General features: G+C 62.0%; 16 protein-coding genes. 4 read left to right on the plus strand and 12 right to left on the minus strand.

The window, feature by feature from the left end:
- Nucleotides 1–2: 2 nt before the first annotated feature.
- The 7 genes from lepB to rpoZ form a co-directional block, all read right to left on the minus strand.
- A complete protein-coding gene (lepB, locus tag LB532_RS12470; protein ID WP_140494595.1) occupies nt 3–752 on the minus strand; it encodes a signal peptidase I in 750 nt (249 codons plus the stop codon).
- A 77-nt stretch (nt 753–829) separates the two neighbouring features.
- Entirely contained in the window at nt 830–1,243 is a 414-nt protein-coding gene (gene acpS / locus LB532_RS12475) for a holo-ACP synthase (RefSeq protein ID WP_140637513.1), read from the minus strand.
- Complete coding sequence (locus tag LB532_RS12480; protein ID WP_140637512.1) at nt 1,240–1,839, minus strand: DUF2062 domain-containing protein; 600 nt, start codon at nt 1,837–1,839, stop codon at nt 1,240–1,242. The genes acpS and LB532_RS12480 overlap by 4 nt, the downstream gene beginning before the upstream one ends.
- A gap of 255 nt (nt 1,840–2,094) precedes the next feature.
- Nucleotides 2,095–2,475 (minus strand): VOC family protein, encoded by a 381-nt coding sequence (locus tag LB532_RS12485; RefSeq protein ID WP_140637510.1) that lies wholly within the window; start codon nt 2,473–2,475, stop codon nt 2,095–2,097.
- 13 nt (nt 2,476–2,488) lie between these two features.
- Complete coding sequence (pyrE, locus tag LB532_RS12490) at nt 2,489–3,067, minus strand: orotate phosphoribosyltransferase (protein ID WP_140637508.1); 579 nt, start codon at nt 3,065–3,067, stop codon at nt 2,489–2,491.
- Between the two features lie 28 nt (nt 3,068–3,095).
- Nucleotides 3,096–5,324 (minus strand): RelA/SpoT family protein, encoded by a 2,229-nt coding sequence (locus LB532_RS12495; RefSeq protein WP_140565002.1) that lies wholly within the window; start codon nt 5,322–5,324, stop codon nt 3,096–3,098.
- Nucleotides 5,325–5,452: 128 nt separating this feature from the next.
- Nucleotides 5,453–5,854 (minus strand): DNA-directed RNA polymerase subunit omega, encoded by a 402-nt coding sequence (gene rpoZ, locus LB532_RS12500; protein WP_140494610.1) that lies wholly within the window; start codon nt 5,852–5,854, stop codon nt 5,453–5,455.
- A 331-nt stretch (nt 5,855–6,185) separates the two neighbouring features.
- Here rpoZ and LB532_RS12505 point away from each other — a divergent pair, with 331 nt between their 5' ends.
- Both LB532_RS12505 and LB532_RS12510 read left to right on the plus strand, forming a co-directional pair.
- Complete coding sequence (locus LB532_RS12505) at nt 6,186–6,767, plus strand: NYN domain-containing protein (RefSeq protein ID WP_140494612.1); 582 nt, start codon at nt 6,186–6,188, stop codon at nt 6,765–6,767.
- The gene (locus LB532_RS12510; protein WP_181169269.1) at nt 6,764–7,441 is read left to right on the plus strand and encodes a uracil-DNA glycosylase; all 678 of its coding nucleotides are present in this window, start codon (nt 6,764–6,766) and stop codon (nt 7,439–7,441) included. The genes LB532_RS12505 and LB532_RS12510 overlap by 4 nt, the downstream gene beginning before the upstream one ends.
- A 14-nt stretch (nt 7,442–7,455) precedes the next feature.
- On the opposite strand, the gene LB532_RS12515 is transcribed toward LB532_RS12510, so the two are convergent.
- The 3 genes from LB532_RS12515 to dapA form a co-directional block, all read right to left on the minus strand.
- Nucleotides 7,456–8,166, minus strand: a complete 711-nt coding sequence (locus tag LB532_RS12515; protein WP_140637506.1) for a GH25 family lysozyme — start codon at nt 8,164–8,166, stop codon at nt 7,456–7,458.
- Nucleotides 8,167–8,248: 82 nt separating this feature from the next.
- Nucleotides 8,249–8,728, minus strand: a complete 480-nt coding sequence (gene smpB, locus LB532_RS12520; RefSeq protein WP_140494616.1) for an SsrA-binding protein SmpB — start codon at nt 8,726–8,728, stop codon at nt 8,249–8,251.
- A 25-nt stretch (nt 8,729–8,753) separates the two neighbouring features.
- On the minus strand, nt 8,754–9,635 hold the full coding sequence (gene dapA, locus LB532_RS12525; protein WP_140638275.1) for a 4-hydroxy-tetrahydrodipicolinate synthase: 882 nt from the start codon (nt 9,633–9,635) through the stop codon (nt 8,754–8,756).
- A 303-nt stretch (nt 9,636–9,938) separates the two neighbouring features.
- On the opposite strand from dapA, the gene LB532_RS12530 reads away from it, so the two are divergent.
- The gene (locus tag LB532_RS12530) at nt 9,939–11,984 is read left to right on the plus strand and encodes a lytic transglycosylase domain-containing protein (RefSeq protein WP_140637505.1); all 2,046 of its coding nucleotides are present in this window, start codon (nt 9,939–9,941) and stop codon (nt 11,982–11,984) included.
- 176 nt (nt 11,985–12,160) lie between these two features.
- Nucleotides 12,161–13,057 (plus strand): alpha/beta fold hydrolase, encoded by an 897-nt coding sequence (locus LB532_RS12535; RefSeq protein ID WP_140637503.1) that lies wholly within the window; start codon nt 12,161–12,163, stop codon nt 13,055–13,057.
- Nucleotides 13,058–13,191: 134 nt separating this feature from the next.
- Here the strand turns inward: LB532_RS12535 and LB532_RS12540 are convergent, their stop codons facing one another.
- Both LB532_RS12540 and LB532_RS12545 read right to left on the minus strand, forming a co-directional pair.
- A complete protein-coding gene (locus LB532_RS12540; protein WP_140637500.1) occupies nt 13,192–14,259 on the minus strand; it encodes a tyrosine-type recombinase/integrase in 1,068 nt (355 codons plus the stop codon).
- Nucleotides 14,260–14,501: 242 nt separating this feature from the next.
- Nucleotides 14,502–15,602: porin (locus LB532_RS12545; protein ID WP_140637498.1), on the minus strand; the 1,101-nt coding region annotated here is incomplete at its 5' end.

Here is a 15,602-nt window from a genome sequence, read left to right on the forward strand (position 1 = left end):
CCCTAATTAACGAAGTGGAAGAGGCGCGAAGCACGCATAAGCGACGGCCACTTCCAGATTTCGAGCGGGCTCGCCTTGCCGGCGATCGAGAAGAAAACAAGGTTGGCCCGACCAACCAGGTTTTCGGCCGGAACGTAGCCGACGGAGAATCGGCTGTCGGCGGAGTTGTCCCTGTTATCGCCCATCATGAAATAGTGACCGGGCGGAACATCGAACTCGCGCGTGTTGTCGCCGATCGAGTTCGGCGACAGATCCAGCGTGTCGTAGCTGACGCCGTTGGGCAGCGTCTCGCGATAGACGTCGATCGGATAGTCTTTTTCCGTGATGTCGGGATTGTCGATCTGACCGGTCTTTACGCGCGGCACGCCGACGCCGTTGATGAACAGCTGGCCGTCCTTCACCTGGATCTTGTCGCCGGGCAGGCCGACCACACGTTTGATGTAGTCGACGGACGGGTCCGGCGGGAACTTGAACACAGCCACGTCGCCGCGCTTCGGCTCGGAGCCCCAGATGCGGCCCGAGAAGATGTCGGGGCCGAAGGGCAGCGAATAACGGGAATAGCCGTAGGACCATTTGGTGACGAAGAGGTAGTCGCCCTCGAGCAGCGTCGGCCGCATCGAACCCGACGGGATCGAAAAGGGTTGGAACAAGAGCGTGCGGATGACCAAGGCAAGCAAAAGCGCCTGGACGATGACGCTGACGGTTTCGCCAAGCCCGCCGGATTTCTTCTGGGGTTTTTCAGCCACGCTCATGTCGTCCTCGATTGTGCGTTGGATGGTATAGAGTCTCGGCGCGCGCTGGGCAACGTCATGCCGGTGGTCAGATGCAATCAATGTGGCGCTTGTTCGACGGGCAACGCTTCGATGATCACAAAGGCTTGAGCAAGGGGAAAATCATCCGTGATAGTGAGATGGATCATCGCCCGACGGCCCTTTGGCAGAATCGCGTTCAGCCGCGCCTCGGCGCCACCGGTCAGTGCCATGGTGGGCGCGCCGCTCGGAAGATTGACGACGCCCATGTCGCGCCAGAACACGCCCTGCGCCAGACCGGTGCCCAGCGCCTTGGCGCAGGCCTCCTTGGCGGCAAAGCGCTTGGCGTAGGAAGCCGCCCGCGCCCGACGATTTTCGGAGCGGGCCTGCTCGACCTCGGTGTAGATTCTCTGGATGAAGCGCTGGCCATGGCGCTCCAAGGACTTTTCAATGCGTCTGATATCGATCAGGTCGCTGCCGATGCCGATGATCATCGCGCGGTGGAACCGATGCTTGCGTTTGGGTGAGACGATTGCTCATGGCGGGCCGCGCGCTCTGCCAGCCGTTTGCGCCGCTGCTCGCGAAAGGCGTTCATGCCCCAGCGCGTGATGGCGTAGAACAGAAGCCCAAAGGCCAGTCCAAGCGGTATCGCGCCGATCAGCATCGGCTTCAGCACCGGCGCCCACAATTGCGCGAAGGAAAGCTTGTGCAGCATCTCGCCCAGATGCGCCGGCGGGCCGTGCACCGGCAGGCGGTCATGCAGGATCAGCTTGCCGGTTTCCCAGGAAGCGCCCCACAGCAGCGGGAAGGTCAGCGGATTGCCGAAGAACACGGCGCCAAGTGCTGCCGCCACCAGATTGCCGGCGATCAGCCAGCACAGCACAGCGGCAATGGCGAAATGGAAACCCACCGGAAAGAACGAAGCAAAGACGCCGGCGGCGACGCCGGCCGCCACCGCATGCGGCGTGGCCTTCAGGCGCAGGATGCGCTTGGAGAAATACTGCAGCGAGCGCGAAAACGACCGGCGCGGCCATAGATAGGTACGCACCCGCTCCAAGAGGCCATCAGGCTCGCGGCGTCGAAAAAGCACTCTATTCCAATTCCTGATCTACCAATACCCGCCGTGCTGCCACCCAAGCCGGTCGCGGCAATTTATCTTGCGCTTCCGGGGCGCAGAAAGGCAACAACGACTTTGATATAGCGACGCGCCGGCTTCGGGACAACGAAACGCTGGCGCGATGGTCTGCCGCAGGCGGTAAAGATCGCCATTGAGGCGAAACTGAGGAAAAGAAGGACAGCCAGGCGTTGCGCGATGCTGCTCGATCTCACACAATCATAGAGGCGGCTATTCCAGATATTCACTGACCTCGACCAGGTTGTCGTCAGGATCGCGGAAATAGACCGACATCATGCGGCCGCGAGCGCCGGTGCGCTCCACCGGGCCGACTTCCACGACAACGCCGTTGGCTTCGAGGCTGGCGCGGATATCCGCCAGCGGCTTTGCGGCGACGAGACAGAAATCGCCGGAGCCGGGCGTCGGCGTCTTTGCCTTCGGCTCGAAAGTGCGCCCTACCTCATGCAGGTTGATTTTGTGGTTTCCGAACAACAAGGCCGTCGGCCGCTTCGGTTCATCAAGGCGCTTCAATCCCAGCACGCGCTGATAGAAGGCACAGCTTGCCTCGACCGAACGGACCGTCAGCACGAAATGATCGATGCCTTCGATCATTCAAGCCTCCTCGTCAGATATTGCGGCTGCCCGGCTTGACCGCCGGTATGGCGGCAAGTTCCGGCGGCAGCCGATCGGCCGGATAGGCCGGCACCTCGTACTCGGCGAGGGCGATCAGCGGCACGCCGACATCGGTCTTGCCCGCGGAGCGGTCGATGATGCAGGCCGCCGCTGTGACCTCGGCGCCAAGTTCGCGCAGGCAGTCGATGGTCTCACGGATAGACAATCCAGTGGTGACGATATCCTCGACAATGACGACACGCGCGCCGCGCGCGATCTCGAAGCGGCGCAGCCGGAACTCGCCCCCTTCCCGCTCGACCCAGATCGCCGGCACGCCAAGATGGCGCGAAGTCTCGTAGGCCGGGATAAGCCCGCCGATGGCCGGGCCGACGACATAGTCGATTTTGCCCGGCACGGCGGCGCGGATCTTTTCGGCCAGCGCCTTGCACAGCCGCTCGGTCTTATCGGCATGCATGAACACGCGCGCCTTCTGCAGGAAGACCGGGCTGCGCAGACCCGACGTCAGGATGAAATGCCCCTCCAGGACAGCACCAGCCTGGCGAAAAATATCCAGCACTTCGTCCGTATTCATCCGTCTATCCCCGTGTAGATCAGCCGAGTTAGCCATTGACACGCCGTGCATCGCTGACGCTCGAATTGTCCTTGAGCTGCGACAGCAGCCGGTTGAGATGCTTCAGATCCCAGACTTCGAGATCGATCAGCATTTCGGTGAAATCGGGCGCGGTGCGCACCATTGACAGCGTATGGATGTTAGCATCGTTCGAGGCAACGACCTGGGCGATGTCGGCGAGCGATCCCGGTGCATTGATGGCGGTGACGGAAACACGAGCCGGAAAGCGTTCCTTGGTGCGCTCGTCGATGTCCCAGCGCACGTCAATCCAGCGCTCGGGCTGGTCGTCGAAAGCCTGCAGCGCCGGCGACTGGATCGGATAGATGGTGATGCCGGTGCCCGGCTGTACGATGCCGACGATGCGGTCGCCAGGCACCGCCCCTTCCGGCGCGAAGCGCACCGGCAGGTCGCCGCGCACGCCACGGATCGGCACCGCGCCGTCGCGCGGCTGGTCCTTGTCCTTGCGCGCGGCACGGCCCGGGATCTGGAACAGCATGCCGGCCGCGTTGCGGATCTTCGACCAGCCTTCCTCGCGCTGCTTGGGCGCCGCCGGCGTGACGCGCTCGTCCTTATAATCGGGGAAGACGGCTTTCATGACATCGGTGGACGCCAATTCGCCGCGGCCGACGGATGCCAGCACGTCCTCGATGTCCTTGCGCGCCAGCCGGTGCAGGACGGGCTTCAGGCTTTCCTTGGTGAAATTCTTGCCGGCCCGCTCGAAAGCCCGCTCGAGAATGCGCGCGCCAAGGCCCGAATACTGCTTGCGGATGGCGTTCTTGGTGGCGCGGCGAATGGCGGCGCGCGCCTTGCCGGTGACGACGACGGATTCCCACGCGGCCGGCGGCACCTGCGCCTTGGAGCGGATGATCTCCACCTCGTCGCCATTCTTCAGCTCCGTCATCAGCGGCATGATGCGGCCGTTGACCTTGGCGCCGACGCAGGTGTCGCCGACATCGGTGTGAACCGCATAGGCGAAGTCGATCGGCGTGGCACCTTTCGGCAGCGCGATCAGCATGCCCTTGGGGGTGAAGCAGAACACCTGATCCTGGAACAGTTCCAGCTTGGTGTTCTCGAGGAAATCCTCGGGATTGTCGCCCTCGGCGAGCTGTTCGATCGTGCGCCTCAGCCAGGCATAGGCATTGGTTTCCTTCGAGATCGAATGGGCCGTGCCGTTCGCCTTGCCGCCGGTATCCTTGTAGATCGAATGGGCGGCGACGCCATATTCAGCAATCTTGTTCATCTCGCGGGTGCGGATCTGAAGCTCGACGCGCTGGCGCGACGGCCCGACGATGGTGGTGTGGATCGAGCGGTAATCGTTCTGCTTCGGCGTCGAGATGTAGTCCTTGAAACGGCCGGGCACCATCGACCAGGCGGTGTGGATGGCGCCAAGCGCGCGATAGCAGTCCTCGACATTGTCGACGACAACGCGAAAGCCGAAAATGTCGGACAATTGCTCGAAGGAGAGCGCCTTGGCCTCCATTTTGCGGAACACCGACCACGGCTTCTTCTGCCGGCTTTTGACGCCTGCATTGATCGCGTGTTTCTCGAACAGAGCCGACAGCGCTTTCTCGATCTCCGACAGCACACCCTTGTTGCGCTCGAAAATCTCGGCGAGCCTGGCGGTGACGGCGCGATAGGCTTCCGGATTGATGTAGCGGAAGGCGATCTCCTCCAGCTCCTCGCGCATGCCCTGCATGCCCATGCGCCCGGCCAGCGGCGCATAGATGTCCATCGTCTCCTCGGCGATGCGCAGGCGCTTGGCTTCCGGCACATGGTCGAGGGTGCGCATGTTGTGCAAGCGGTCGGCGAGCTTGACCAGAAGCACGCGCACATCTTCCGAGATCGCCAGCAGAAGCTTGCGCAAATTCTCGGCCTGCTCGGCCTTCTTGGAGACGAGGTCGAGCTTCTTCAGCTTGGTCAGACCCTCGACCAGCTTGCCCATCTCGGGCCCGAACAGTTCGTCGATCTCGGCCCTGGTCGCCGTGGTGTCCTCGATCGTGTCATGCAGCAGGGCGACGGCGATCGTCGCCTCGTCCATGTGCATCTCGGTGAGGATGGCGGCGACTTCGAGCGGATGTGAGAAATAGGGGTCACCGGAAGCGCGCTTCTGGTGGCCATGCTTCTGCATGGCATAGACATAGGCCTTGTTGAGCAACGCCTCGTTGACGTCAGGCTTGTAGCGCTGGACGCGCTCGACAAGCTCATACTGACGCATCATGGGCGGAATCTCTCGGCGATGAAATGAATCATGCGCCGCACTGCTGCACGGCGCATGTCATAGATAGCCACGAAACTGCCGGGACGGAAGTGCCGGAAGATTGTTCCAGGCGTCTCCGCAAAGCAGTCTTAGTAGTCGTCGCTCTTTTCCGGCGGCACAAGGCCTTCGATGCCGGCCAGCAGGTCTTCCTCGGTCATGCGATCGAAGGCGATGTTGTCCTCGGCATCATCGGTATCGGCGGCCGTGACGGCGGCGCCGGTCTGATCGGCGATCGCCTCGCCATCGGCTTCGGGCTCGTCGACTTCGACATGCTTCTGCAGCGAATGGATCAGGTCTTCCTTAAGGTCGTCGGGCGACAACGTCTCGTCGGCGATCTCGCGCAGTGCGATGACCGGGTTCTTATCATTGTCGCGCGGGACGGTGATCTGCGCGCCCTGGCTGATCTGACGAGCACGGTGGCCGGCCAGAAGCACCAGCTCGAAGCGGTTGTCGACCTTGTCGATGCAATCTTCAACGGTTACGCGGGCCATGGATTGCCCCTTTCATGCCTGGATTTAATGGAAAACAGGCGCGGTCAATAACCCGAACGCCGCCAAAATACAAGCATTATGGAATGCCGGGGCCGGAGAACGCACGATCTGTCATTGCTTTGTCGGATTCCTCCGAAACCGTTTCGATCGAGCCCCGGTGCGCCCGGTACCAAGCCCGCGATCACAATTGCTTGCAGTGCGGCAACGCACCCTTGGATTGCCACAAAACTGGCGTTATTTCGAAAAGCGTAAGGTCAGCCGGTTTATTGCGAACCCTACTGATAGTCGCATTTCGTTTTGACGGCCGCTTATTTCGAAAAGGAATTTTTCCATGTTCGACCCCCGTGAAAAGATCGCCCTGTTCATCGACGGCGCCAATCTCTACGCCACGTCGCGCGCACTCGGTTTCGACATCGACTATCGCAAGCTCCTGTCGAGCTTCCAGAAACGCGGCTATCTGCTGCGCGCCTACTATTACACCGCCCTGGTCGAGGATCAGGAATATTCCTCGATCCGGCCGCTGATCGACTGGCTCGACTATAACGGCTTCAAGGTCGTCACCAAGCCGGCCAAGGAATTCACCGACTCGACCGGCCGCCGCAAGATCAAGGGCAACATGGACATCGAATTGACCGTCGATGCGCTGGAACTGGCCGATGTCGTCGACCACTATGTCATCTTCTCCGGGGACGGCGATTTCCGCACGCTGGTCGAGGCGCTGCAGCGGCGCGGGCGCAAGGTGTCGATCGTCTCGACCATGGCCTCGCAGCCGCCGATGATCTCCGACGATCTGCGCCGCCAGGCCGACCATTTCATCGACCTGATGACGTTGAAGAACGAGGTGGGCCGCGATCCTTCCGAAAGACCGGTGCGCCGACCCGAACCGGCCGAGACGGAAGAGGACGAGTACTGAGGGCGGCTGCGTTGGCCGCACATCTGGCCGCCTCCCCGGAACCCGATCGCGATTGCCCGCTCTGTCCGCGGCTGCATGGTTTCATTGCCGAGTGGCGGCAACGCGAGCCATCGTGGTTCAACGCGCCGGTTCCGACCTTCCTGCCGCCCGAAGGCGACGATTCGGTCCGGCTGCTGATCGTCGGGCTTGCGCCCGGCCTGCGCGGAGCGAACCGCACGGGCCGGCCTTTCACGGGCGACTATGCCGGCGACCTGCTCTACGGCACGTTAATCGCGCACGGCTTGGCGCGCGGCGAGTTCAAGGCGCGGCCTGACGATGGGTTGGAGCTCGTTGGAACGGCAATCACCAACGCCGTCCGCTGCGTGCCGCCCGAGAACAAGCCTGTGGGCGCCGAGATCGCCACCTGCCGGACCTTCCTTGTGCCGACGATCGCACGGTTTCCCAATTTGCGCGCCGTGCTGGCACTTGGTTCGATCGCGCACCAGTCGACCGTGCGGGCACTGGGCCAGCGCGTCGCCGCCTACGCCTTCAAGCATGGCGGGCGACAGGAGGCCGGCGGCATCACGCTGTTTTCCAGCTATCACTGCTCGCGCTACAACACCAATACCGGCGTGCTGACCGAAGCGATGTTCGTCAACGTTTTCAGCGAGATCGCGGCGTTCCTGGATTCGTAGGGTCTGGACTTGCCCTACAACGCCGGCGCGAACAACGCGGCCAGTCTCTCCTGACCGCCTTGCAGAACGTTCAGGTCGACGTCACCGGCGATGCCCTCGACGCGGCCCCTGTTGTGGTACTGCCAGTAGACCCAATCGTCGCGACCCGGCTCGAGCAGCAGTGAGCGAAGCCAGAGCGGGCGGGCGGCAATCTGTCCGGCATAGGCCGTTGCGGCATCGTCGGTCAGATAGATGATGGCCTTCTTGCCAAAGGCGGCTTCAACGGGACCGAGGAAGGCCTGGAGTTCGGCATCGAGTTGTTCAGGCGAAGGGCGCTGCGGGCAATTGCCGCCGAACTCGATGTCGACAACCGGCGGCAGCAAAGGCTGGTCGTGCGGCACCACGGCGATGAAATTCTTCGCCTGGTCGGCGCCCGGCCGGCAGAAGGTGAAAAAGTGATAGGCTCCGACAGCGAGCCCGGCAGCACGCGCTTCGCGCAGATTGATAGCAAAGGCATCGTCGACATGATCGCCGCCTTCGGTCGCCTTGATGACCGCAAAGGCGACGTCGGCGGCGGCAACGCGCCGCCAGTCGATCCGGCCCTGATGATGCGAAACGTCGATGCCCCTGACAGGATATTTGCCGCGATCCGGAGAAAACGCATGGAAATAGAAGAAGCCGCCAGCGATCATGAGGATTGCAAAAACCAGGCTGACAGATCCCCAGAGGATGATCCGGTTCTTCAAGACTGTCCCCTCCGGTATTTCTGGCTCCTTGGCTAGAACCCTGAGCCAAACACTTATCCGCTTGGCTACCGCCTGATGGCTTTCACCCGCGCTCCTTCAAGAGCCTGCCCTTCTCACGCGACCAGTCGCGCTGCTTTTCCGTCTCGCGCTTGTCGTGCAGCTTCTTGCCGCGACCGACGGCGAGCAGCAGCTTGGCCCGGCCCTGATCGTTGAAATAGATCTTCAGCGGCACCAGGGTCATGCCTTCGCGGTCGACGCTCTGCGACAGCCTGGCCATCTCGCGCTTGTTGAGCAGCAGTTTGCGGCGCCGGCGCGGCTCGTGGTTGAAGCGGTTGGCCTGCAGATATTCCGGGAGGTAGGAGTTGATCAGCCAGATCTCGCCGCCCTCGACCGAGGCGTAGCTGTCCTGGATGTTGGCCTGGCCCTGGCGCAGCGACTTGACCTCGGTGCCGGTCAGCACCAGACCGGCCTCGATCGTGTCGAGCACCTCATAGGAAAACCGCGCCTTGCGGTTTTCCGCAACGGTCTTGTTGTTGGGATCGGCTTTTCTGACTTGATTCATAATGCGGAGAGGTGGCGCCTCATCCCTAATTTATCAAGCCGGCGTGCTTCATCGCCGCGTCGATCTTTTCGGCCGTCGAGTGTTCGACCGTGACCAGCGGCGAACGCAGCATGTTCTCGACCTTGCCGAGCTTCGAAAGCGCATATTTGGCGCCGGACACGCCGGGTTCGATAAAGATCGCCTTGTGCAGCGGCAGCAAGCGATCCTGCAATTCCAGCGCCTTGGCGCTGTCGCCGGACAGCGTCGCCTCCTGGAATTCGGCACAAAGCCGCGGCGCGACGTTGGCCGTCACCGAGATACAGCCGACACCGCCATGCGCGTTGAAGCCGAGCGCGGATGCATCTTCGCCGGAAAGCTGGACGAAATCCTTGCCGCAGGTCATACGCTGCTCGGAGACCCGTTCGACCTTGCCGGTCGCGTCCTTGACGCCGACGATATTCTTGAAGTCGTGCGCCAGCCGGCCCATCGTCTCCGGCATCATGTCGATGACCGAGCGCGGCGGGATGTTGTAGATGATGATCGGCAGCTTGGTTGCCCTGGCGACGGCGGCAAAGTGCTCATAAAGCCCGCGCTGCGTCGGCTTGTTGTAGTAGGGAGTGACGACAAGTGCAGCATCCGCGCCTGCCTGTTCGGCATATTGGACCAGGCCGATCGCTTCCGCCGTGTTGTTGGAGCCAGCGCCGGCGACGACTGGAGCGCGACCCTTGGCCGCCTCGATGCAGACCTTGACCACCTGACGATGCTCGTCATGCGACAGCGTCGGCGACTCGCCGGTGGTGCCAACGGGAACAAGGCCTGTCGTGCCTTCCGCAAGTTGCCAGTCGACAAAAGCGCGAAAGGCTTTCTCGTCGAAACGCCCGCTCTTTTCGAACGGTGTCACGAGCGCGGTCAGCGAGCCTCTCAGCATGTCGTCCAACTCCTTGGGACTTCTTTGTTCACGCATATCGTTATCCCAAAACCGTTACCCGCTTTTGGGCGATATGCATGGGTGTTTTCGTCTCTGGTCTTAGTGTCGCGCCTTCTAGCCGAAAGCGAGGCCGCGCACCATAGTCTCGACATGGTTGCGCGGCAAGCATTGCTATGCTGCCAGCAAACGCAATTCAAACGGCCTCGATAACCTTTTGTTAACTGGCCCTTCATGACCTAAGTTTACGATCTGGTCCGGGTCGCGAAGCTTCCGCGCCTGCTGGTGATGTGTAAAGGCTGAACGATGCCGACTAGGCGGCCTCATCTTTTCGCGCTTCTGGGCGCGGTCGTCGCGCTGATGCCGGAGATGGCGATCGGCGGCAGCGTCGACGTGCAGTTGACATCGGCCATTGCGATGCCCGGCATGCAAGGCTCGCAAGATGCTGGTCCACGCAATAACGCGCCCTCTGCCAGCGTCACCCAGTTGAAGAGCGGTCTGGACGCGCTGGCGGCGGGCGACATTCCCGGTGCCCGCGCCGCGCGCGATGCCCTTCCCGCCGGTTCGCTCGACCAGCACATCCTTGCCTGGGCAATCGCGCTTTATGGCGGCGACAAGGTGCCGAGCGGCGACATTGCGGCCGCAGCGAAGATGTTGCCCAACTGGCCGGGGACAACCGCGCTGCGCAAGAACAGCGAACGCGCACTCTATCGCGAGAACCCCGCCCCCGACATCGTTGTGCAAGCGTTCGACGGCAGCCAGCCGCAGACATTCGAAGGCGTGATTCTTCTTGCCCGCGCCTATGTGGCGCAGGGCAACACCAGGGCGGCCCGTTCGGTGCTGGTGCCGTTCTGGCGCACCGCGATCCTTGAAGCCAAGGACGAGACGGCGCTGATCAAGGAGTTCGGCGGGCTGATCCCGGCCGCCGATCACCGATTCCGCATGGAGCGCATGTTCTACGCCGACCGGATCGGCGCGGCGCAGCGCGTCGCCGGCCTGGCGCAAGCGCAGCAACTGGCCACCGCCTGGGCGGCGGCCGACAAGGGCGACAAGAACACCCCCAAGCTGCTCAAGGCGGTACCGGCTTCACAGCGTTCGGCCGGCTATTTCTTCGCGCAGGCCGAATATCTGCGCAAGCAAGACAACATTGCCGACGCCGCCGCCATTGTGATGAAGGCACCGACGGATCGCGAAGCGCTCGTCGACCCGGATGCCTGGTGGGTGGAGCGCCGGGTACTGTCGCGCGAGCTGGTCGACAAGGGTGACATGAAGGCCGCCTACAAGATCGTCGCCATGCATGCGGCCGAAAGCACGGCGAACGCCGCCGAAGCCGAATTCCATGCCGGCTGGTACGCGCTGCGCGGCCTGAACGATCCCAGGCTTGCGGAAACCCATTTCGCGCGCATCGCCGACCTTGCGCAGGGGCCGATGACATTGTCGCGCGCCTATTACTGGCTCGGCCGCGCCGCCGAAGTTGGCGGTCCAGGCAACGCAAAGGACTATTTTGCACGGGCCGCGGCCTACGGCACGACATTCTACGGCCAGCTCGCCGCCGAGCGCATTGGTCGCCCGGCGCTGAACATCGCCTATCCTACGCCGAGCGCCGCCGATCGCCAGAGTTTCGTCGACCGCGAGGCCGTCGCCGCCATCAAGCGGTTACAGGAGGCAGGCTACGACCGCTATGCCGAGACGCTCTATCGTGATCTTGCAGGACAGTTGACCAGCCCGGGCGAACTGGCGCTGCTGGCGGTGCTGGCGGAAAAGCAGGGCAACCACTTCATGTCGCTCAAGATCGGCAAGATCGCGGGCGCGCGTGGCATCGATGTCGGCGCGCTGTCGCATCCTTTGGGGGTCATCCCCGATAGCGCCGATATTTCCGGTTCGGGCAAGGCGCTGGCCTATGCCATCGCCCGCCAGGAAAGCGAATTCAACATCGGCGCCATATCGAGCGCCGGCGCGCGGGGGCTGCTGCAGCTGATGCCGGCAACCGCCAAGCAACTTGCGAAGAAGGCCGGGCTGCAATTCTCGCAGGCACGCCTGACCACCGATGCCGGCTACAATGCGACGCTGGGCTCGGCCTTCCTCGGCCAGCAGCTCGACCGCTTCAACGGCTCCTATGTGCTGACCTTCGCCGGCTACAATGCAGGCCCCAACCGCGCCGCCCAATGGGTGGCGAAATACGGCGATCCGCGCGGCAAGGACATCGACGCCGTCGTCGACTGGATCGAGCGGATTCCGTACACGGAAACAAGAAGTTACGTGCAGCGCGTGATGGAGAACTACGAGGTCTACAAGATGCGTATTTCCGGCAAGTACGACATTGTGGGAGATCTTGTGAACGGGCGGAGTTGACGGCTTTCGTTCCTCCTTCCGAGAGGAGTTGGCCTCGCGCGGATCCGCCCGTCTTGGCTAAGTGAAGGGCCTCGCCACCTTCGGCCCGCAGAGGAGAAGTAACTGCCCCATTTGACCATCCCTTCCCCCGCCTGTAGCAGACGGACGATCGGGCGAGAGCAAGGGACAGCATTCCAATGGCGAGCGAACGTTTCTCCGATTTCTTCTACACCGCGCCAGATGGGCTGAAGCTCCACGCCCGGATCTATGGCGAAGCAAATTCGGGACATTGGCCAGTCGTCTGCCTGCCCGGCCTCACCCGCAATGCACGCGACTTCCATGAACTCGCGCTCTATTTGGCCGGCAAAGCCGGAAGCCCGCGCAAGGTCGTCGCCTTCGACTATCGCGGCCGCGGGCAGTCCGATTATGATCCCGATGTCAGCCGCTATACTGTCGGCGTCGAAGCCGACGACATTCTTGCCGGACTGGCGGCCTTGGGAATCGAGGAAGCCGCCTTCATCGGCACCTCGCGCGGCGGCCTGATCATTCATGTCCTGGGCGCGCTGCGGCCGGCCATATTGAAAGCGATCGTGCTGAACGATATCGGACCGGTGATCGAGCCGGCCGGCCTTGCCCTTATCCAGTCGTATCTCGAGCGCGAACCGAAGCCGAAGACCTTCGCCGAAGCAGTCGCGGCCCAACGCCGCATTCATGGCCGAGATTTCTCAGCGCTCACCGATGCGGACTGGGAGCGCATGGTGCTGGCGCTCTACCGCGAAACCGACCAGGGCCTGCTGCCGGATTTCGACCCGAAGCTGGTCGACACTGTTGCAAATCTCGACCTTACGCAGCCGCTGCCGGCGCTGTGGCCGCAATTCGACGCGCTGTCGGCCCTTCCCATGCTCGCCATACGCGGCGCCAATTCGAGTTTGCTGTCGGTGGACACGCAGCGGCAGATGCGGGAGCACCATCCGGCAATGCAGACGATCACCGTCGAAGGCCAGGGTCACGCCCCTTTCCTCGAAACCGGAACCTTGCCGGGCGACATCGCCGCTTTCCTCGACAGAGCCGAGCGGCTGCCGACTCGCCTTTAAAAACTGTTGTCGGCGAGGTAAACCACAGCAGGGCGACCATGGTAGGCTCAGAAGCCGGGTAGCATGCCTCAAATATCCTGCAGATCGGGGGGATCCACGGGATTGATTGCCCACAGCCTCTTCAAAGCATGAACTTATCGGGACTTTGCGGCTTTCTTCATTGCCTTAGCCGTGGTCTTCATGGCAGCCGGCTCGTCTGCCGCACCGCGCGCTGCGGCGCGAGGGGACGGTTCGGGCGCTTCCTTCGCGCTGTCGGCGCCGCCGGACCGGGGTACTTCCAGCACGGTGACGCAGCCGTCGAGGTCATTGGTGGCCAGATGCGCATAGCGCATGGTCATCGACAGGGTCTGGTGGCCGAGCCACATCTGCACGCGCCTGATGTCGATGCCGCCCTGGACAAGACGCGAGGCGCAGGTATGGCGCAGAATGTGCGGCACCACCTGGTCGTCGGCGGCCAGCCCGACTTCGGCCTTCGCATCGTTCCAGATGGCACGGTATTGAGCCTGGCTGAATGTGGTGAACGGGCCTTTCGGCCGACGGCCTTCGCCGGGAGGCAGCTTGATCACTTCCTTGACACGCTCGGTCATCGGAATGGTGCGGCTTCGGCCGGACTTGGTGATCCAGAAGGAGACGCGATGCTCCTGGATGTCGTTCCAGATCAGCCCGAGCGCCTCACCAAGGCGGCAGCCAGTGTCGACCAGGAAGATGGAAAGCCGATAAGCATCCTCGCTGCGGCTCCTGATGGCAGCGAACAGCCTGGCCTCTTCGTCCCTTTCAAGGAAACGAATCCGTCCCGACCGCTCCTTCTGGCGGCGGAACTCGGGCAGGCTGTGGATATCTCCCATCTTGTAGGCCTTGCGCAGCAGTTTGCTGAGGGCAGCCATCTTCCGATTGATGGTTGCGTTGCTGTTGCCGCGCTGGCGCAAGGTGCCGATAAGGTTGTCCAGGGTACTCTGGTCAAAGGCGCTGAAACGCTCCCCGAGCAGAATCTCGTCTATCTCGCCGATGAACGAGCTGACATTGTATTTATGCCGCCCATCATCCCACAATATATCCCGATACGCTGAAAAAAGATCTCCAACCCTATGCGACTTTACTTCTCGTATCTTATTGTAGGTGTAGTTAAACTTCGAATTCTGAGAAGAAAAAAACGCAAAATGATCGGAGGGGTCTCCCTCTTGAATCGCTTCAGTCGTCATCATTCGCCACACCCCCGAGTGGATAGGTCAACCACCTAACCCACATGGAAGCATCCTTTCAAGAGTTTTGAATCACGCAGTTGTGATTTCATCCGCCATCAGCAGATCCCACGAAACCATCCCACGGACTCTATTCAGCTACCGTTACCCCCTGTTCCTTCTGTTTGCCTTGATCCAGTCACGAAACAAAAACAGCCCGGGCGTTGATGCGCCCGGGCTGGATTTCACCTGTATGGAACCAGCCCTTAGAACGAGCGCTGGAAGCGGAGGATACCGCCGATGCTGCTCTTCTTGTCGGCGCCGGTCCAGTTGGAGAAGTCGGCGTCGTCGAACTTGCCTGCATTGAGGTAGTCGACTTCGGCCGTGACCGTGAAGCCCGGGACGACGTCGTAGGCGATGTTCGCCGCGATGCCCAGGTTCTTCCAATCGTCATACGACACCTGCGCGTTGAACGAGGTCTTCTCGTTGAACTTGTAGGTACCGCCACCCCAGACAGCCCAGTTGCCGCCCCACTGCTTGTAGAAGCCGCGACCATGGGCAGGGATAGCGTAGGTCGGATCGTTGAGGTTGTCATCGGTGCCATAGCCGCCCATGACCCACAGCGACAGTGCGTCGTTGACGTTCACGTCCAAGCGAACCTTGCCGGCAACTTCTTCGTAGTTGCTGTCATAAGCAACGACGCCGGTGATGGCGCCCCAACCCTGCGTCCACTTCACGCCGCCGACGACATGCGGAACGTAGCTGTCGATCGTGCCGACAACGCCCTGGCCCTCTTCGAGCGAAACCACGGCCGAGAAGCCGTTGCCCGCGTCGAAGTAGTACTGGACGACGTTGGTGTCGAAATCGCCATAAGGAACCAGCGTATCCTGGATGACGTTGCCGGCGTAGCCGATGAACGTATCGAAGGCCGATTCGTCCTTACCAACGCGGAGACCACCGAGCTGGATCCAGGCGAAGTTCAGCGAGACGTCCTTGTTGTGGGCGGTGTTGGCGAACTCGATGGCGTTGTCGTTGCCGAAGTTGAAGCGGGTCTCGGTGTAGGTCTTCAAGGTGCCGAGCTCGGTTTCCTGGCCGGTCCAGGTCTTCAGCGTGAAGCGCGTGTTCTTGTGCCAGGTGTCATTCACCGAGCCGTCCTCATGGTCCGCAGTCTTCGAACCATTGAACGTGCCGACGTCGCCCACGCCGATGTCGTAACGGACATAGCCGCCGATGCGCAGGCAGGTCTCGGTGCCGGGGATGTAGAAGTAGCCAGCGCCGTAGACGTCGCAAATCTTGACGTATTCAGCGGGCTCCGGCTCGGCGACGACGACGGCGTCGGCGGCGCGCGCACCGGAAACTGCGATCAG

It is taken from the genome of Mesorhizobium sp. ESP-6-2, from assembly GCF_020164675.1.
Lineage (GTDB): Bacteria > Pseudomonadota > Alphaproteobacteria > Rhizobiales > Rhizobiaceae > Mesorhizobium.